Origin of the sequence: Achromobacter xylosoxidans (assembly GCF_014490035.1) — a bacterium.
Taxonomy (GTDB): domain Bacteria; phylum Pseudomonadota; class Gammaproteobacteria; order Burkholderiales; family Burkholderiaceae_B; genus Achromobacter; species Achromobacter bronchisepticus_A.
In genome coordinates, this window is sequence record NZ_CP061008.1 from 3,667,836 (window position 1) to 3,687,143 (window position 19,308).

Below are 19,308 nucleotides of genomic sequence, written 5' to 3' on the forward strand. Positions count from 1 at the left end.
CCCTCCTTTTCCATCATGGTTGCGACCACTCTTCCTTATCCCTCCACCGGCCGGTGGCGGCGCTGGCTGCCTGCGTTGGCGTGGACGCTCGCGCTCGGCGGCATGGCTGCCGTCCTGCTCTGGCACATCGAATCGGTGCAGACCGCGCGCGGCATCCAGGGCGGCTTCGGCTTCCTGTTCCAGCCCGCAGGTTTCCGCATTTCGGAAAGCCTGCTGGACATCACGCCGGAAGATCCCTATTGGATGTCGATAGCCGCTGGCCTGGTCAACACCTTGACCGTGGCCGCCGTGGCGATCCCGCTGGCGACGCTGCTGGGATTGGGACTGGGCCTGTTGCGCATGTCGCGCAACCCCTGGGCTGCACGCTGCGCCGCCGCCATCATCGCGCCCTTGCGCAACACGCCAGTCCTGCTGCAACTCTTCGTCTGGTACGGGCTGCTGCTGCGCCTGCCCGACCTGCGCCAGGCTTGGTCGCCGCTGCCGCACCTGCTGCTGTCCAATCGCGGATTGGCCTTGCCAGCCGTGCATGGGTGGGTGCCTTACGCAGCCGCGGCGGCCATCGCGCTGGCGCTGGGCGGCTTCGCCCGCCGCCGCTGGGGTAACCCCGCACTGTATGCCGTGCTGGCCGGCGCGCTGCTGGCATGGATGCTGTTGCCGCCCATGCGCATCGACATGCCGGTCAGGCGCGGCCTGGGTCTGCAGGGAGGCTGGCAGCCCAGCATCGAATTCGCGGCGCTGACGATAGGCCTGGTGGTGTTCCATGCCGCCTACATCGCTGACATCGCCCGCGCGGCCGTGCGCGCCGTGCCGGTCGGACTGGTGGAGGCCGGCCAGGCGCTGGGCCTGAAGCCCCGCAGCGTGCTGCGGCTGGTGATCGCGCCCTATGCCGCCCGCGTGGCGCTGCCGCCCTATGCCAACCAGTGCCTGGCGCTGGTGAAGAACAGCACCTTGGCCATTGCCATCGGCTATCAGGAATTGATGGCGGTGATCAACACCGCCATCACGCAGACCGGCCTGGCGCTCGAAGGCATCACGCTGGCCGTCGCGGTCTATCTCGGTCTGGCGCTGACGCTGGGCGGCGGATTGTCGGCCTGGAACGCGCGTAATACCCGCCACGGTCCTGGCGACACGCACGGCGCGCGCCTGGGCGAGCGGCCCACCTGGAACCCTGCCGGCGAACGTCGTGGTTGGCGCGGCAGGCTGGTGTCGGCCGCATTGGCCGCCGCCGTGGGCTTGATCCTATGGCGCCTGCTGGAATGGGCGTTGCTCGGTGCGGTGTGGCGCGGCGACCCCGCAGCATGCGCGGGCGCGGCCGGCGCATGCTGGGCCGCCGTGGGCGAGAACCTGCCCCTGCTGTTCTTCGGCGCCATGGCCCAGGCCGACCGCGCGCCGGCGCTGGCCGCCAGCGCAGCCCTGCTTGCCGGGGTTGCGCTGGCGCTGACTGCCCCGCGCATGCGTGCAGCGGTGCGCGCGGCCTTGCTCGCCGTCCTGTTGGGCGCGGCCATCAGCGCGCTGTCCGGTTGGCCTTGGGGCGGCGCCGCCATCGGGCCGCAACGCTGGGGCGGATTGCTCGTCACATTGATCCTGGCCATCTCCGCCTTGCTCGCCGCCGTGCCGCTGGCGTTCGCGCTCGCGCTATTGCGCCGTAGCCACAACCGCGCCGCCTCGCTGGCCGCCGCCGGCCTGATCGAGGCCGTGCGCGGCGTGCCGCTGGTGACGCAGTTGCTGTTCGCATCCTTCGTGCTGCCCATGCTGCTGGGCGGCGGCGTGTCCAAGTTCGCCATGGCGCTGGCCGCGCTGACGTTGCACACCGCCTGCCTGCTGGCGGAGGTGCTGCGCGGCGCGCTGCAAGCCATACCGCCCGGCCAGATGATGGCGGCGCGCGCCTTGGGCATGCCTGCGGCCATGGCCTATGGTTCGGTGATCTGGCCGCAGGCCCGCCGCATTGCCGCGCCTGCCGCCCTGGGCGTATTCGTGGGTGCGGTCAAGGACACATCGCTGGTCAGCATCATCGGCGTGTTCGATGTGCTCGGTGCGGCAAAGGCGGTGGTGGCCGGCACCGATTGGCGGCCCTATCACGTCGAGGTCTACCTGGCCGTGGCCGCCTTGTACTTTGCGGCCAGCCTGGCCCTGTCGCGCGCGGCCCGCGCCATGGAAGGCAAGACCGGTCGCGCTTGAGGCCAGCATGACGCCGTGGGCGCGGAGGACCCGCTTCAGAAACGCTCGTCCATCAGCGCCGGCATGACGATTTCCCGCACGAACGACGCGTCCGACAGATTCAGCAGCGCGCGTGTCATCGCCACCACGTCGTGCACCGGTATCAAACTGCCCTCTCCCCGCAGGCTGGCGGTTTCGCGCGGCACGTCCAGGCCGTCTTCCGTGTTCAGGTAGCCCAATTGCAGGCAGGTCACCGCCAGCCGCCGCGCCCTGAAGCTCTCGCGCAAGGCGTCGGCGATGCCGCGCAACGCGTGCTTGGACGCGCCGAACGTGACTTCGGGACGGCCGCTGCCGGCCAGCGCGGAAGTCGAGCCGGTCAGGATGACTTGCGGCTTGCGTGCGCCCAGGACGCGCGGAATCAAGCGCTGAAGCAAGAGGATGGTCGCGGTGACGTTGATGCTCACCATGCGCGCGATCTCCGCCGGCGAGTCAGCCAGGAAATCGTAATCCTCGCTGAAGGCGTGCTCTTCCCACACGCCCAGGTTGTAGAGGATGGCATCGAGTCCATCCGGGGCCTGCGCGGCAATCTGCTCGACGGCGGCCTCGGGGCGTGACAGGTCGGCTGCTATCCAGCGCAGTTCGCAACCGGGCGGCACAGTAATGTCCGCCGGCGCGCGCCGAGCCACGCCCACGATCAACGAGGCATCCTGGCCCAATCCCTCCACGAATGCCCTGCCCAGTCCCTTGCTGGCGCCTACTACCATGACCCGCATTGCTGCCTCCGTTCGATCGCGCCTGGGCAAGCGGCAATGCTGCCCGCGGCAATGACGCCGGGTATAGCACGATCAGCGCCGGATTCCCGCAATGCCCGCAAGCGCTGGCGGGCATTGCGCGGCTAGCGGACCGCGCCCTGCAGCCATGCCGGCCGCGGCGCCGCGTCCAGCCAGTTCTTGACGATCAGCCCCAGCTCGGTATCGCCCGAGATCCGCAGCCGGCGCTGGAAAAACAAGGTATCGGCGTCCGTTTCCGAGCGCATCAAGGCCAGCAGATCGGCCAGCTTGGCGCCCAGCTCCAGTTCGGCGGGAGCGCCGTTCCATACCGGCCGGAAGGCGCCCTGGCGCACCGCGAAGCTGCTGCGCAGGCCCAGGTCCTCGACCGTGATGGCGAAGCTGCGGCCTTCCAGTTCGGACGGAGGTGTGAGCCATTTCAGCCGCCGCGCCAGTTCCAGTCCGGCAGTGAAGTGCAGCGAGACGAACGGCGCGGGTAGACGCCGGCCCAGCCTGGCGAGCACGCCCGGCACTTGAATCGCCGCGCTCATGCCACGGCCTCCAACAGATCGATGCCCGGCTGGCCATGGAAGTAGCCGTTGCAGCGGACCATGCCCGCGGGCGGCTGCGCCTCCATCGGCGCCAGACCGCGCCGCATCGCATCCAGCGCGGCGATCGCGTCCAGCGTGCCGGTCGATTGCGGACTCACCCGCAGCACCTCCACGCCCATGGCGGCCAGCGCCGGCGCCTGCGACAGCAGGTCCAGGCAGGCTCCGGACTGTACCTGGATACCGTTGATCGCCAGGAAATCCCTCGATTCCCGCGTGCGCATGTCCAGGCCGTCCGGATGCTCGATGCAGCGAAATCCGCAGTCGTCCTTCTTCAAACGGAAATGACGCGCCGTAAAGCAGCGCGCCGAGAACGCCAACGCCATGCGGCCCCAGACCATGACTTCCGCCTCCAGGCCGGCTGGCCTTTCCGCCATGAGAAGAGCCAGCGTCCGGCCGTCCATTTCCAGCGGCGCGACGAAGCGCGCGGCGCCGCGCGCGGCCAGCCATTCGAGGGTGCCGCCGTGATAGGCATTGACATGGGGCCCCGCCACGAAGGCGCGGCCGTTCAGGTGCCGCACCGCGCCCAGCTCGCCGGCTTCGACCATGAAGTCGTCCTGCCCGCAGAGCTTCTTCAACGCGCTGGCCTCGGCGCCGGTCTCGATCAGCGTGCGGCCCGACAGCACCACCGTCTTGCCCGCGGCGCGCAGGTCGCGCGCCAGCTCCATCCAGTCCTCGGCGCGCAGCTCGTGCCTGCGGCTACAGACGGTTTCGCCCACGTAGATGATGTCGGCGGGGCCATCGGCCAGCGACGCGTAGAAATCCAGCGTGTGCTGGCGCGGCCAGTAGTACTGCAACGGTGCGACCGATATCCGGTACGCGCTAGGTTTCATTTCCATGGACGTTCGAATGCGCCTTGCGTGACTTGGGAACCCTCGGAATGGCGCGCCAGCATGGCGTTCCATTCGGGACGGGGCGAAAAGCGGGAAGCGTCCGCATGCGCGCTGTCCAACGCGGCGCGCAAGGTCGACACCACCTGGGTGACATAGGCCGGGCTGCGCTGCCGCCCTTCGATCTTGATGGCGGACACGCCCATCTCCGCCAACCGCGGCAACAGGCCGATGGCGTTCAGGCTGGTGGGTTCCTCCAGCGCGTGATCCGCCTGGCCGTCCACATCGAAGCGGCCCTTGCACAGGGTGGGATAGGCGGCGGGTTCGCCCGGTTCGTAGCGGTCGATCAGGATGTCGTTCAAGCGCGCATCCATGCGGCCGTTCTCTTCCGACCAGCGCACGGCATGCGCGGGCGAACAGACGCCCTTGTTGTTGGGAGAATCGCCGGTGGCGTAGGACGACAACAGGCAGCGGCCTTCGGCCATGACGCACAGGCTGCCGAAGCCGAACACCTCGACCTCGACGCTGACATTGGCGCAGATGCGCGCGATCTCCGCCAGCGTCAGCACGCGCGGCAGCACCACGCGGCGTATGCCGAACTGTTCCTTCATCAGCTCGATGGCGTCAGCATGCGTGGCGGAACCCTGCACCGACAGGTGCAGGCGCAGGTCCGGATAGCGGTCGCTGGCGTAGGCCAGCAGCCCGGCGTCGGCCATGATGACCGCATCGGCGCCCAATCCATAGGCAGCGTCGACGGCGGCGCGCCATTCGGGCGCCCGGCCGGCCTGCACAAACGTGTTGATGGCGAACAGCACTTGCCGTCCGCGGCTGTGGGCCAGCTCGACGCCGGCGCGGATATCGCTTTCGGTGAAATTGAGCCCGGCGAAGTTGCGGGCATTGGTGGCGTTCTTGAGCCCGAGGTAGACGGTGTCGGCGCCGGCATCGATGGCGGCCTTCAGCGCGGCCAGGCTGCCGGCGGGGGCCACGAGCTCCATGGGAGAGGTTCGAGTTTCCATGCCGGCCAGTCTATGGGGCCGCCACGCCCCTGGCCTTGTCGCAGATCAAACGGCCCGTGCCGAATGCCGCATGCCGCCCTATTCTTCCGTGTACAGGCCGTGTTCGACCGCGTACACCGCGACCTGCACCCGGCTGGTGAGGTTCAGTTTCTTCAACACGTTCTGCACGTGGATCTTGACCGTGCTTTCGCTGACGTCCAGTTCGCGCGCAATCACCTTGTTGCTGGCGCCGCGCGCCAGCCATTGCACGATTTGGGTTTCGCGCGCGGTGAGGCGATGGCGCTCGGCGCTGCCCCCTGGCTGCGGCGCTTGCGCGGCCAGGCTGGCCTGGCCGCGGAATTGCTCGACCAGCTTGGCCGTCATGCTTTCGGCGATGACCGGCTCGCCGCCCGCCGCGCGGCGGATCGCGGCGGTCAGCGCCTCGGCGTCGATGTTCTTGACCAGATAGCCGCGGGCGCCGTCGCGCAGCGCCTGCCCCAGTTCGTCGGCCTCTTCCGACACCGTCAGGATGATGACCGCGCACGATGGCAATTCCTGCGTCAGCAGCTGCAGCGTTTCCAGCCCCGACAGGCCCGGCAGGTTGAGGTCCAGCAGCACCACGTCCGGCTTGAGTTCCTTGGCGCGTTTCAGGCCTTCGACGCCGTCGCCGGCCTCGGCCACGACCTCGAAGTCGGGCTGGCGTTGCAGCAGCAGGCGCACGCCCGAGCGGAACAGGGTGTGGTCGTCGACGAGGAGTATACGGATGGGCATGGTCGGAATATTCAAGCGGCCTGGCGTTCGCTGCCGGGCAAGGTCAGCGCGACGCGCGTGCCGGCGCCGGGCTGCGATTCAAGTTTTATCACGGCGCGCATGCGCGCGGCGCGTTCGCGCATGATGTGCAGGCCCACGTGCGATTCGCCGCGTTCGGCCACCTCGGCGGGGTCGTACCCTTGGCCGTCGTCGGCAATGACCAGGCTGAAGTCGCGGTCGTTGGCGACGTCAATGCGCACGTGGCTGGCTTCGGAATGCTTGCGCACGTTGGACAGCGCTTCCTGCAGGATGAAGAGCACCTGCAACTGCTCGTCGGGTGCCAGCGGCGCGCCCGCGCCAGGGCCGAAGCGCAGCTCGGTTTCGATCCCGGTCTGCCGCCGGAACCGCGCCACGGTGTCTTCGATACCGGCCTGCAGGTCGCCCTGCGACAGCTTGGTGCGGAAGTTGGTCAGCAGTTCGCGCACGTCCTGGTAGCTTTCGTCCACGCCGGTACGCAACAGCGGCAGGATCTCGTCGATCTCCGCCTGGTCGCCGCGCTTGACGGCAGCGTCCAGCATCTGCAATTGCAGGTTCAGGAAGTTCAGGCCCTGCGCCAGGCTGTCGTGCAGCCCCTGCGCCACTAGCCCGCGTTCGCGCACCACCGCCAGTTGGCGCGCCTGCGCGCTGAGGCGGCGGTTGTCCAGGGCCACGCCCAGATGCTGGCCCAGCGTTTCCAGCAACTGCGATTCGGCCGGTGACAAGCGGCGCTGCTGGCGGAAATGCAGGGAATATGAACCCAGCACCTCGTCGCGCGTGACGATGCGGAACACGGCCACGCTGGCAAAGCCGTCGCGCTGGCAATTCAGTTCCATGGCCGGCGGCGACTCGCGGAAATCCTGGATGACGATGACCCCAGCCTGCCGCGTGGCGACGCCGCAATAGCAGTCGTTCACACGCATGCAATGCTCGGACTCGACCAGTTCGTCCGACAGCCCCACCGACACCATCAGGTTGAGCTTCTCGTTGTTGGGATCCAGCGCCCGGATGCTGCCGCCCTCGGCGTCGAACTGCAGCATCACGCGCCGCAAGAAGCCGTCGCACAGCGCCTCGATCTCGTTGGGCTGGTTCAGGAAGGCGGCCATGTCGTAGAGCGCGCCGATGTCGCGGTTCTGCGCGGCCAGTTGCGCGGTCTTTTCTTCCACCCGCCGCTCCAGGCCGGTGTACAGATCCTGCAATTCATCGGCCATGCGGTTGTAGCCGCGTGCCAGCACGCCGAACTCGTCCTGGCTTTCCACCGGCAGCCGGGTGCTGAATTCCCTGGCCGCCATGCGTTGCAGGCCATCGCGCAGGCGCAGTACCGGCGAAATGATCCAGAGGTAAAGCAGGTAGATCATTGCCAGCGTGCCGGCGCTGGCGATAGCCGCCAGCACGCCCTGCGACAACCGCAGCGAGGTGGTCTTGCCGGCGTTGTCCTGTTCGATCATGCGCACCAGCGTGTCGGCCCGGGCCACGAATTCTGGCAGGGTCTCCAGATAGGTGGCGGCATCCGGCTGGGCCAGGGCGCGCGTGGCGGCCGGCTTCATGATGTCGTACCAGTAGGCGGCCACGTCATGCCATTGCTTGCGGATGGCCTGGTCGTTGGGAATGAACAGCGGGCGCGCGGGGTTGCCGCGCGCCAGCCGCGCGATGGTGTCGTCCATGAGCAGGACCTGCTCGTTGGTGCGGAACTCGCGTCCGGCCTGCGGCCGCATCAGCTCCACCGCCACGCGGTTGGCCCGCATGCGCAGGCTGCCCGTGTCGTTGATGGCCGCGCCCGCGCCTTCCAGCTGCCAGGACAGCCATAGCGTCCAGCTGACCATGGACAGCACCACCACCAGCGCCACCAGCGAGCTGATGACGATGCGCGTGGACAGGCGATGCCAGGGCGAAGGCAGGCCGTCGGCTGGGGCGGCGGTATCGGTGGGCTTCATGGCTTTCAACGCGGTCTTGCTGGAGGAATGCTGCGGCTTCCAGTGTAGCCGCAGCGCCTCTTGTTCCGGAGCCACGCCCTCAAGCCAGCCCCAGGGCGCGGCAAATGAAATCCGCGACTTGCGCCGGCTCGTTGACCGGCAGGCAGGGCAAATCGGTATCCAGCGGCGCGTCGGTGGCCACCGCCAGGAAACTGCTGTCTTGCGCATGCAGGGGCGGCTTGCCCAAGGTAGGCCGGTACACTTCGATGCGCGGGATCGCGGCCTGCTTGAAGCCTTCGACCAGCACCAGGTCGGCCGGCGACAGGCGCCCCAGTTGCTCGTCCAGCGTGGGCTCCGGCGCGTCGCGCAGCTCGTGGACGATGGCGTAGCGGAACGGCGAGGCCACCATCACCTCCAGGGCGCCCGCCTGGCGGAAGCGCGCGCTGTCCTTGCCGGGCGGCTCCATCTGGAAATCGTGGTGGCTGTGCTTGATGACGCTGACCCGCAGGCCGCGCGCGGCCAGCAGCGGCAACATGGCCTCGATCAGGGTGGTCTTGCCGCTGCCGGAACGGCCGGCGATGCCGAAAACTGGGGTCATGCAAGCTCCGTGAACAATGGGCATACGATGGGCAGGAATCCATCCGCCCGCGCCGAGTATGCCAGCAAAGCGCCCGCCACCAGGTCGAAGTACCAGCCATGCAGGGTCAGGCTGCCCGCCTCCACCGCGCGCCGCACAAAGGGCAGGTCTTCCAGATTGCGCAGCGAAATCAGGATCGAGGCCTGCTCGCAGGCGCGACGGCGTTCGGCCGCGGTCGCCTGCGGCATCTGCTGCAGCACCTGCCTGCGGGCCGGTTCCGCGATGTCCATCCAGCGCTCCAGGTAGTCGGTCTCGCCGTCGCCCCGGGTGCGCCGGTCCATCAGCGCCCGTATGCCGCCGCAGTGGGCGTGGCCCAGCACGATGATGCGGCTGACCTGCAACTGCTCCACCGCGAACTGTATCGCGGCCAGCACGCCCTGCAGGCCGCGGTCGGTGCTGGCCGGCGGCACCAGGTTGGCGACATTGCGCACCGTGAAAATGTCGCCGGGGTCGCAGCCCAGCAGCATGGCCGGATCCACCCGCGAATCGCAGCAGCCCACCAGCAAGGTGCTGGGGTGCTGGCCTTCGCAGAGATTGCGGTATAGCGATGGCGCGTCCTCGTAGTACTGCTGCTGAAAGCGCTGGAAGCCGTCGACCAGCCGTTCGATGTCGCGCATGTCAGCCTCCCGTCTGCGCCATGAAGCGCACGATGCGTTCCGGACGGGCCACAAAATCGTGGCGTTCCGGCTTGGCGGCGATGCCGGCCCGGATCGCCTGGATCAATTCGGCGTCGCTGGCGCCCGCGCGCAGCAGGCGGCCCAGCGGCACCTGGTCTTCCTGCCCCAGGCACAAGTACAGGGTGCCGTCCACGCCCAGCCGGACGCGGTTGCAGCTCGCGCAGAAATGGCGCGACATGGGGGTGATCACGCCCAGCACGGGCGTCCCATGGCCCGTGGTCCAGTAGCGCGCCGGTCCCGCGCCCGCCCCGCCCAGGGCGGGAACCAGGCCGGTTTCGGCGGCCAGCCGTGCTCCCAGGGCATTCAAGTCGGTGTGGGCGTAGCCCTGGCCGCAGCTGCCCATGGGCATGGGCTCGATCAGGCGCAGCACGAAGCCCTGCGCCACCGCGTAATCCAGCAGCCTGCGCACTTCGGCCTCGGGCGTGGCCGCATGCACCACGCTGTTGAGCTTGATGGGCGCAAAGCCCGCCTGCTTGGCCGCCGCCAGCCCGGCCAGCACCGACTCCAGGCAATCCCGGCCGGTGATCTGGCTGAAGGCGGCGGCATCCAGCGTGTCCAGGCTGATGTTCAGCCGGTCCACGCCCGCGGCGCGCAGGTCGTGCGCGTGGCGCGCGAGCTGCGTGCCGTTGGTGGACACGGACAGATCCTTCAAACCGGGCATGGCGGCGATGACGCCAGCCAGACCTGCAACGCCGCGGCGCAGCAGCGGCTCGCCGCCGGTCAGCCGGACCTTGCTCACGCCCAAGCCGGCGAACAACCCCACCAGCCGCGCCATCTCGTCGTGGCGCAGCCAATTCGCGGGGGTTTCGAATCCTTTGAAATCCTTGGGCAGGCAATAGCTGCAACGCAGGTCGCAGCGGTCCGTGACCGACACCCTCAGATAGTCGATGCGGCGGCCATGGCCGTCCACCAGGGGTCCCGCAGCCGGCTCGTCCATCATGCGGCGCTCCCGCTGTAGACGCGCTCGGGCTCTTCGCCCTGCAGGTCTATACCCTGGATGTCGGCGCGTTCGACCAGCAGCTTGGCGTACTGGCGCCAGGCCGTATCGCGGCTCATGGACGACAGCGCGGCGGCGATCTGTCCGGCCACATGCTCGTAGGGTTGCATGCGGCCTTCGATACGCCGCGTGACGCGCACGATATGCAGGCCGTGGCGGGTTTCCAGCAACTGCGGCAACAGGCCTCCCGCGGGCAGCGCGAACACCGCCCGCTCGAATTCCGGCACCGTGTCGCCGCGGCCCAGTTGGCCCAGGCTGCCGCCCACCGCGGCGGACGGGCAGTTCGATTGTTCGCGCGCCACCTCGGCGAAGCGCGACGGATCTTCCATCAACTCCGCCAGCACGGCGTTGCCATGGGCCCGCAGCATGTCCAGGTTCACGCCCGGCGTGACCTGGAACAGGATGTGGTCCGCCTCGATCAGCTCACCCGCCATGAAGCGTTGCGGGTGCATCTGGTAGAAGCGGCGGCAGGCGGCCTCGTCGGCCTCGGGCGCCGGCGCCTCGCGGGCCAGCAAGGCGCCGATGGCGCCCTCCTCGTCCGCGGGGTCCAGGCCCAGCCGGCTGGCCTCGTCCAGCAGCACGCGGCGCAGCACCAGGGCGGTGATCGCCTCGCGCATGGGATTGCCGGCCTCCGCATGCAGCGGCAGTTCGCGTTCCAGATCCGCGTCGTTCAGTTCGACGCCATTGACGATGACAGGCATGGTCGGCTCCTGGGACAGGGAATCAGCGCGGACGGACCAGCTGCCAGGCGCGGCCCAGATAGCCCACCGAGGCGAAGCCGCTCCAGACGTGGACCAGGCGCGTGAACGGAAAGATCACGAACAGCGTGAGGCCCATGAAGAGGTGCGCCTTGAACAGCAGCGGCACGTCGGCAATATGGCTGGCCGCGTCGCCCTGGAAGGTGACGATGTGCTGCGCCCAGGTCATCAGGCGCACCATCATTTCACCATCCATGTGGCCGGCCGACAGCGCGATGGTGGACAGGCCCAGCAACAGCGTGACCAGGATCCACAACAGCAGCAGCTTGTCGCCGGACCGCGTGGTGGCGCGGATGCGCGGGTCGCTCAGGCGGCGATGGATCAGGATCAGGAGGCCGATCAGGCACAGCCCGCCCATGACGCCGCCGGCCACCATGGCCACGGTCTGCTTCAGGCTGTGCGACACGCCCAGCGTGTCCCACACCACCACCGGCGTCAGCAATCCGGCCAGATGCCCGAAGAACAGGCCCAGGATGCCGACGTGGAACAGGATGTTGCCCAGCCGCAATTGCCCGCGGTGCAGCAGCTGCGAGCTGTCCGTCTTCCAGGTGTATTGCTCGCGCTCGAAGCGCACGAGGCTGCCCAACAGGAAGATCGTCAGCGCGATGTAGGGATAGATGCCGAAGAAGAACTGATTCAGGGAGTTCATGATGCGTCGTCCTGAAGATTAATGAGCCGCGGGCGCGCGGGGATAGAAGCGCACGGTCTGCGCGCCATCGCCCGAGAACGGCCGCAGCAGCGGTTCCACGCCGTCCGCGCCTATGCCGAACGTTTCCATCGCCTCGTCCATGTCGCGCACGGGCGCCTCGGTCTGTTCGCGCGGAATCACGCGGGACTGGGCACGCAGCACCGCGAAGATGCAGGCGTAGGGGCTTTCGCCCTTGGCCAGGCGCGCGCCGATGGCGGCCAGCACGTGGATGGCATCGTCCAGCAGGTCCTGCGCCTGGGCCGGGTCGATGACGCCCAGGAACTCCAGGAACAGCGGCACATGGTCAGGCAGCTCGGACACCACAGGCTCGAATCCGTGCTCGCGGTAGGTGTCCAGCAGGTCCACCATGGCCTGGCCGCGGTCGCGGCTTTCGCCGTGCACGTGTTCGAACAAGTGCAGCGAATGCGAGCGGTTGCGGTCAAAGGTGGCGACGTAGTTCTCCTGCAGCGCGATCAGGTCGTTGGTGGCCAGGTAGCCGACCAGCGGCTGCAGGGTTTCCTCTGCGTCGGGATAGTCGGCCAAGGCGGTTTCGACTTCACCCAGCGCGTCCAGCAGCTCGGGTTCCGGGTAGCACAGCAAGGCGGAAAGCAGGCGGTAAAGACTCATGGTTTTCTCCTTTCCTAGGCCGAAGCGGCCTTCTTGCGGGATTTCGGCATCTCGATGAAGATCTCGCTGCCCTGGGGCTTGCGTCCGAACAAGGTGCCTTCCGACACCCCGCCGGAGCAGCCGTTGCCGAAGGTGAAGCCGCAGCTGCCCTTCTCGTTGAAGCTGTCCTCGACGACTTCCTTGTGGCTGCTGGGTACCACGAAGCGGTCTTCGTAGTCGGCGATGGCCATGATCTTGTACATGTCCTGCACCGTGGCCTCCGTCAGCCCCACCTGGTCCAGCAAGGCCGTGTCGCGTTCGCCATGCACCGTCTCGGAGCGCTTGTAGGCGCGCATGGCCAGCATGCGTTCCAGCGCCTGCACCACCGGCGCTTCCTTGCCCGCCGTGAGCAGGTTGGCCAGGTAGCGTACCGGGATGCGCAGGCTGGAGACGTCGGGAATCATGCCGCTCTTGCCCACCGTGCGGCGCGGCATCTGGCCGGACTCGGCGGCCGTCTGGATGGGCGACAGCGGCGGGATGTACCAGACCATGGGCAAGGTGCGGTATTCGGGATGCAGCGGGAAGGCGACGCGCCACTCCACCGCCATCTTGTAGACCGGCGATTTACGCGCGGCCTCCAGCCAAGATTCCGGGATGCCCTGCTCGCGCGCGGCGGCAATCACCTCGGGCGAATGCGGGTCCAGGAACAGGTCGAGCTGCGACTGGTACAGGTCCTGTTCGCTGGCGGTGGACGCGGCATGCTCGATCTGGTCGGCGTCATACAGCATCACGCCCAGGTAGCGGATGCGGCCCACGCAGGTTTCCGAGCACACCGTGGGTTGACCGGCTTCGATGCGCGGATAGCAGAAGGTGCACTTCTCGGCCTTGCCGCTGCTCCAGTTGTAGTAGATCTTCTTGTACGGGCAACCCGAGATGCACATGCGCCAGCCGCGGCACTTGTCCTGGTCGACCAGCACGATGCCGTCGTCTTCACGCTTGTAGATGGAACCGGACGGGCAGCTGGCGACACAGGCCGGGTTCAGGCAGTGTTCGCACAGGCGCGGCAGGTACATCATGAAGGTGTTCTCGAAGGTCGAGTACATCTCCTTCTGCACGCCCTCGAACAAGGCGTCGCGGCTGCGCGCGCTGAATTCGCCGCCCAGGTCGTCTTCCCAGTTCGGGCCCCAATGGATCTTGTCCATTTTCTTGCCGGTCAGCACCGACACCGGACGCGCGGTGGGCGGCGTCTGCGACAGCGGCGCCTTTTGCAGGTGCTCGTAGTCGAAGGTGAACGGCTCGTAGTAGTCGTCGATCTGCGGCAGGTTCGGGTTGGCGAAGAGGTTGGCCAGGATGCGCAGCTTGCCGCCCTGGCGCGGTTCCAGCTTGCCAGCGGCGGTACGCTTCCAGCCGCCCTTCCACTTCTCCTGGTTCTCCCATTCCTTGGGATAGCCGATGCCGGGCTTGGTTTCCACGTTGTTGAACCAGGCGTACTCGACGCCGTCGCGGCTGGTCCAGACGTTCTTGCAGGTGACCGAGCAAGTGTGGCAGCCGATGCACTTGTCCAGGTTCAGCACCATGCCGATTTGGGCGCGTATCCTCATGATTGCTTCTCTTCTTGTTGCGTTGCTTCAACCAGCGGACCTTCGAGCCAGTCCACCTTCTTCATCTTGCGCAGCACCACGAATTCATCGCGGTTGGCGCCCACCGTGCCGTAGTAGTTGAAGCCGTAGGCCTGCTGGGCGTAGCCGCCGATCATGTGCGTGGGCTTGAGCACCGTGCGCGTGACCGAGTTATGGATGCCGCCGCGCTTGCCGCTGGTTTCCGCCCCAGGCACGTTCACGATCTTTTCCTGCGCGTGGTACATCAGGCACATGCCCACCGGCACGCGCTGGCTGACCACCACCCGCGCCGTCAGGGTGCCGTTCACGTTGAAGACTTCGACCCAGTCGTTGTCGACCAGCCCGGCCTGCTTGGCCTCGGCTTCCGAGATCCACACGTGAGGACCGCCGCGGCTCAGCGTCAGCATGCGCAGGTTGTCCGAGTACGTGCTGTGGATGCCCCATTTCTGGTGCGGCGTCAGCCAGTTCAGGACCAGTTCCTTCTCGCCGTTCGGGTAGCGGCCCAGCATGGGCGCAACCGTCTTGGTGTCGATAGCCGGCTTGTACACGCAGGAGCCTTCGCCGAAGTCCAGCATCCAGCGGTGGTCTTGGTAGAACTGCTGGCGGCCGGTCAGCGTGCGCCATGGAATCAGCTCGTGCACGTTGGTGTAGCCGGCGTTGTAGCTGACCTCTTCGCTTTCCAGACCCGACCAGGTGGGTGCGGAGATGATCTTGCGCGGCTGCGCCTGGATGTCGCGGAAGCGGATCTTGTCGTGCTCGCGGCCGACGGCCAGGTGCGCGTGGTCGCGTCCGGTGATCTTGCCCAACGCTTCCCAGGCCTTGACGGACACGTGGCCATTGGTCTCGGGCGCGAAAGTCAGGATCATCTCGGCCGCATCGATGGCGGTGTCGAGCTTGGGCCGGCCCTGGCTCACGCCCGGCTCGGTCACGGCCTCGTTGATGCCGGCCAGCTCATGCACCTCGTGCTCGGTGTTCCAGTTGATGCCCTTGCCGCCGTTGCCCAGCTTGTCCAGCAGCGGCCCCACCGAGGTGAACTTGCGGTAGATGTCGTTGTAGTCGCGTTCGACCACCGTCATGTTGGGCGCGGTCTTGCCGGGAACCAGGTCGCATTCGCCCAGCTTCCAGTCCTTGGGTTCGAAAGCCTGGCCCAGTTCTCCCGGGGTGTCGTGCATCAGCGGGGTCAGCACCACGTCACGGCGTTTGCCCAGGTAGGGGCCGCCGATCTCGCTGAACTTCTTGGCCAGCAGCTTGTAGATCTCCCAGTCGGTCTTGCTTTCCCACAGCGGCTGCACGGCTTCGCTCAGCGGGTGGATGAAGGGGTGCATGTCCGACGTATTGAGGTCGTCCTTTTCATACCAGGTGGCCGTGGGCAGCACGATGTCGCCATAAAGGCAGGTGGTGCTCATGCGGAAGTCCAGCACCGTCAGCAGGTCCAGCTTGCCTTCGGCGGCGTCTTCCTGATACTGCACCTCGGTGGGCTTGATCGCTTCGGCTTCGTCGCCGAACACCGCGTTCTGCGTGCCCAGCAGGTATTTCAGGAAGTACTCGTGGCCCTTGCCGCTGGAGCCCAGGATGTTGGAGCGCCACACGAACATGTTGCGCGGGAAGTTGGCCGGGTCGTCGGGGTTCTCGCAGGACATGCGCAGTTCGCCCGACTTCAGCTGTTCGGCCACGTAAGCCACCGGGTCCTTGCCCTGGCTTTCGGCCTGCGCCACCACGTCCAGCGGATTGGTGCGCAATTGCGGCGCCGACGGCAGCCAGCCCATGCGCTCGGCGCGGGCGTTCAGGTCGATCATGCTGAGGTCGCCATAGCGGCCACGGTCCGCCGTCGGGCCCAGGATCTCCTGGACGTTCAGCTTTTCATGGCGCCACTGGCTGGTGTGCGCATAGAAGAACGACGTGCCGTTCATCTGGCGCGGCGGGCGGACCCAGTCGGCGGCGAAGGCCAGCGGCGCCCAGCCGAACTGCGGGCGCAGCTTTTCCTGGCCCACGTAGTGCGCCCAGCCGCCGCCGCTCTTGCCGACGCAACCGCACATCATCAGCATGTTGATGATGCCGCGGTAGATCATGTCCATGTGGTACCAGTGGTTCAGGCCGGCGCCGACGATCACCATGGACTTGCCTTCGGTGTCGTGGGCGTTCTGCGCGAACTCGCGCGCCACCTGGATGACCTGCGCGCGCGGCACGCCGGTGTGCTTTTCCTGCCAGGCGGGCGTGTAAGGCACGTCATCGTCATAGGAGCTGGCGACGTTGCCGCCGCCCAGGCCGCGGTCCAGGCCGTAGTTGGCCATCTGCAGGTCGTACACCGTGGCCACAAGGGCCTCGCTGCCGTCGGCCAGGCGGATGCGGCGCGCAGGCACATTGCGCACCTGCAGCTCGCCATGCTCGCTGCCGAAATACGGGAAGCCCACGCCGACCACGGCGTCGGACTGATCCAGCAGGCTCAGCGCGGGTTCGATCTCGCGGCCGCTGCCGCCGTCCTTGGACTCCAGGTTCCAACGGCCGACCTTCTCGCCGCCGTTGACCGCGCCCTCGCCCCAGCGAAAACCGATGCTGCCATTGGGCGCGACCAGGTCGCCGGTCTTGGCGTCCAGCACCAGCGTCTTCCAGTCGGGGTTGTTCTGTTCGCCCAGGGCGCCGTCCAGATGCGAGGCGCGCAGGAAGTGGTCCGGCGCGTGGAAGCCGTCGCGCTCCTTCAACAGCACCAGCATCGGCATGTCGGTGTAGCGGCGCACGTAGTCGCGGAAGTATTCCGATGCGCCGGAGAGATGGAATTCCTTCAGGATCACATGGCCCATGGCCATGGCGAGCGCGGCATCCGTGCCCTGCTTGGGCGCCAGCCAGATGTCGCCGAACTTGACCATTTCGCCGAAGTCGCTGGACACGGCCACCGTCTTGGTGCCCTTGTAGCGGACCTCGGTGTAGAAGTGCGCGTCGGGCGTGCGGGTCTGGGGCACGTTGGAGCCCCACACCATCAGGTAGGTCGAGTTGTACCAGTCGGCCGATTCCGGCACGTCGGTCTGTTCGCCCCAGATCTGCGGGCTGGCGGGCGGCAGGTCGCAGTACCAGTCGTAAAAACTCAGGCAGGCGCCGCCCAGCAGGCTGAGATAGCGCGCGCCTGCCGCATAGCTGACCATGGACATGGCCGGGATCGGCGAAAAGCCGATCACGCGGTCAGGGCCGAACTTCTTGATCGTGAGCGCGTTGGCGGCGGCCACGATCTCCATCGCCGTGTCCCAGTCCGCACGCACGAAGCCGCCCAGTCCGCGCACGGCCTTGTAGCGCTTGGCGCGCTTGGGATCTTGGCTGATCCATTCCCAGGCCGCGATCGGGTCCATGGTCTTGCGCGCCTCGCGCCACATTTCCATGAGGCGGCCGCGGATCATCGGATACTTCACGCGCTGCGCCGAGTAGACGTACCAGCTGTAGGAGGCGCCTCGCGGACAGCCGCGGGGTTCATGGTTGGGCAGGTCCGGCCGCGTGCGCGGGTAGTCGGTCTGCTGGGTTTCCCAGGTGATCAGGCCGTTCTTGACGTAGACCTTCCAGGAGCAGGAGCCGGTGCAGTTCACGCCGTGCGTCGAACGCACCACCTTGTCATGCTGCCAGCGGGCGCGGTAGGCGTTCTCCCACTTGCGGTCCTCGTTGACCGTTTCGCCGTGACCGTCCGCGAAGGTGGATTTCACCCGCGACATGAACTTCAAGCGGTCCAGAAAATGGCTCATTCTCTATTCTCCAAGAGCGCCGGCCCCGCCGGCGCGTACTGCGATCGATGCTGTTGAATCCATTGTGGGCGCGGCCCGCCTGCCGGACCATTCGCCGGTGGCACAGGCCGGGCGCGGCAGAATGACTAGTCACTCCGGCCGCGTCCGCTACGCGCTAGCAAGGCACCGGCGCATTGCGGCGGGCGTAGTACCACCAGGTGATGACCATGCAAGTGGCGTAGAACCCGATGAAGCAATACAGGGCGGCCTGCACGCTGCCGGTCATCTCGAGCGAGGTGCCGAAGCTGCGCGGGATGAAGAAGCCGCCGTATGCGCCGATCGCGCCCGAGAAGCCCAGCACCGCGGCCGATTCCTTGGCGGCGTCCGCCTGGGCCTGCTTCTGAGCGGCGGCACCCTTGCCTTCGGCCGCCTGCGTGCGTTCGCGCAGGAAGATCACGGGAATCATGCGGAAGGTCGAGCCGTTGCCCACGCCGGTCAGCGCGAACAGCACGATGAACATGGCCAGGAAGCCGTTGAAATTGCCGGCCTGCCCGGCGACCGGCAGGAACGTCACCACGCCCAGCACCGCCGCGATCATGGCCGCGAAGGTGAACAGCGTGACGCGCGCGCCGCCCAGCTTGTCCGACACCCAGCCGCCAAACGGCCGCGTCAGCGACCCCACCAGCGGGCCCAGGAAGGCATAGGCCATGGGGTCGACCTGCGGGAACAGCGTCTTGGTCAGCATGGCGAAGCCCGCCGAGAAGCCGATGAAGGAGCCGAAGGTGCCCACGTACAGCCAGCACATCAGCCAGTTGTGCTTGCGCTTGAAAATGACGGCCTGGTCCGCGAACGAGGCGCGGGCGTCGGCGATGTCGTTCATGCCGAACCATGCCGCGATCGAGGCCAGCGCAATCGGGATCACCCAGATGAAGCCGGCGTTCTGCAGCCACAGATTCTGCTGCGCGCCATTGGCGTTGATGACCTGGGGCTCGCCGCCCGCCACGCCGAACACGCCGATGGAAATCACCACCGGCACCACGAACTGCACCAGGGAAACGCCCAGGTTGCCGATGCCGGCATTCAGCCCGGTGGCCAGGCCCTTCTTCTCCTTGGGGAAGAAGAAGCTGATGTTGGCCATGCTGGAGCTGAAGTTGCCGCCCCCCAGGCCGCACAGCAGCGCCAGGATCAGCAGGGTCGGGAACGAGGTGGTTGGGTCGCGCAGGGCGAAGCCCATGCCGAGCGCCGGGATCAGCAGCGAGGCCGTGGAGATGGCCGTCCACTTGCGCCCGCCGAACACCGGCACCAGAAAGGAATAGAAGATGCGCAGGGTCGCGCCCGACAGCGCGGGCAACGCCGTCAGCCAGAACATCTGGTTCTTGGACAGCATGAAGCCGGCGCGGTCCAGGTTGACCACCACCACGCTCCACAGCATCCAGATGCTGAACGCCAGCATCAGCGCCGGAATGGAGATCCAGAGATTGCGGTTGGCGACGCGGGCGCCGGTCTGCTTCCAGAAGCCGGGATTATCCGGCTCCCAGCGCGCAAGGACTTGAGTGGAAGACATAGGGA

General features: G+C 67.2%; 16 protein-coding genes. 1 reads left to right on the plus strand and 15 read right to left on the minus strand.

The window, feature by feature from the left end; all coding sequences use genetic code 11:
* Positions 1–102 precede the first annotated feature (102 nt).
* Entirely contained in the window at positions 103–2,178 is a 2,076-nt protein-coding gene (locus IAG39_RS17105; protein WP_223283320.1) for an ABC transporter permease subunit, read from the plus strand.
* Between the two features lie 35 nt (positions 2,179–2,213).
* Here IAG39_RS17105 and IAG39_RS17110 read toward each other — a convergent pair whose 3' ends face one another.
* From IAG39_RS17110 to IAG39_RS17180, 15 genes are all read right to left on the minus strand, one after another.
* Positions 2,214–2,930, minus strand: coding sequence for an SDR family NAD(P)-dependent oxidoreductase (locus tag IAG39_RS17110; protein ID WP_118931951.1), 717 nt, complete (start codon positions 2,928–2,930; stop codon positions 2,214–2,216).
* A gap of 122 nt (positions 2,931–3,052) precedes the next feature.
* Positions 3,053–3,475 (minus strand): SCP2 domain-containing protein, encoded by a 423-nt coding sequence (locus IAG39_RS17115; RefSeq protein ID WP_059379692.1) that lies wholly within the window; start codon positions 3,473–3,475, stop codon positions 3,053–3,055.
* On the minus strand, positions 3,472–4,365 hold the full coding sequence (locus IAG39_RS17120) for a U32 family peptidase (protein ID WP_059379691.1): 894 nt from the start codon (positions 4,363–4,365) through the stop codon (positions 3,472–3,474). Before IAG39_RS17120 ends, IAG39_RS17115 begins: the two co-directional genes overlap by 4 nt.
* On the minus strand, positions 4,362–5,378 hold the full coding sequence (locus tag IAG39_RS17125) for a peptidase U32 family protein (RefSeq protein WP_118931950.1): 1,017 nt from the start codon (positions 5,376–5,378) through the stop codon (positions 4,362–4,364). Before IAG39_RS17125 ends, IAG39_RS17120 begins: the two co-directional genes overlap by 4 nt.
* Before the next feature lie 78 nt (positions 5,379–5,456).
* Entirely contained in the window at positions 5,457–6,128 is a 672-nt protein-coding gene (locus IAG39_RS17130) for a response regulator (protein ID WP_054454724.1), read from the minus strand.
* An 11-nt stretch (positions 6,129–6,139) separates the two neighbouring features.
* Positions 6,140–8,077, minus strand: coding sequence for a type IV pili methyl-accepting chemotaxis transducer N-terminal domain-containing protein (locus IAG39_RS17135; RefSeq protein ID WP_059379689.1), 1,938 nt, complete (start codon positions 8,075–8,077; stop codon positions 6,140–6,142).
* 79 nt (positions 8,078–8,156) lie between these two features.
* Positions 8,157–8,654 (minus strand): molybdopterin-guanine dinucleotide biosynthesis protein B, encoded by a 498-nt coding sequence (gene mobB, locus IAG39_RS17140; RefSeq protein ID WP_118931949.1) that lies wholly within the window; start codon positions 8,652–8,654, stop codon positions 8,157–8,159.
* Positions 8,651–9,310: a carbonic anhydrase gene (locus tag IAG39_RS17145; RefSeq protein ID WP_059379687.1), complete on the minus strand. Its 660-nt coding sequence runs from the start codon at positions 9,308–9,310 to the stop codon at positions 8,651–8,653. Before IAG39_RS17145 ends, mobB begins: the two co-directional genes overlap by 4 nt.
* 1 nt (position 9,311) lies before the next feature.
* Positions 9,312–10,310: a GTP 3',8-cyclase MoaA gene (gene moaA, locus IAG39_RS17150; RefSeq protein ID WP_118931948.1), complete on the minus strand. Its 999-nt coding sequence runs from the start codon at positions 10,308–10,310 to the stop codon at positions 9,312–9,314.
* Entirely contained in the window at positions 10,307–11,068 is a 762-nt protein-coding gene (locus IAG39_RS17155; protein WP_118931947.1) for a peptidylprolyl isomerase, read from the minus strand. The genes moaA and IAG39_RS17155 overlap by 4 nt, the downstream gene beginning before the upstream one ends.
* 22 nt (positions 11,069–11,090) lie before the next feature.
* Complete coding sequence (gene narI / locus IAG39_RS17160; protein WP_118931946.1) at positions 11,091–11,774, minus strand: respiratory nitrate reductase subunit gamma; 684 nt, start codon at positions 11,772–11,774, stop codon at positions 11,091–11,093.
* An 18-nt stretch (positions 11,775–11,792) separates the two neighbouring features.
* Entirely contained in the window at positions 11,793–12,440 is a 648-nt protein-coding gene (narJ, locus tag IAG39_RS17165) for a nitrate reductase molybdenum cofactor assembly chaperone (RefSeq protein WP_054454743.1), read from the minus strand.
* A gap of 14 nt (positions 12,441–12,454) precedes the next feature.
* A complete protein-coding gene (gene narH, locus IAG39_RS17170; RefSeq protein WP_059379683.1) occupies positions 12,455–14,020 on the minus strand; it encodes a nitrate reductase subunit beta in 1,566 nt (521 codons plus the stop codon).
* Positions 14,017–17,760 (minus strand): nitrate reductase subunit alpha, encoded by a 3,744-nt coding sequence (locus tag IAG39_RS17175; RefSeq protein WP_118931945.1) that lies wholly within the window; start codon positions 17,758–17,760, stop codon positions 14,017–14,019. Before IAG39_RS17175 ends, narH begins: the two co-directional genes overlap by 4 nt.
* Before the next feature lie 154 nt (positions 17,761–17,914).
* Positions 17,915–19,303, minus strand: a complete 1,389-nt coding sequence (locus IAG39_RS17180) for a NarK family nitrate/nitrite MFS transporter (protein ID WP_059379681.1) — start codon at positions 19,301–19,303, stop codon at positions 17,915–17,917.
* Between the last annotated feature and the right edge of the window lie 5 nt (positions 19,304–19,308).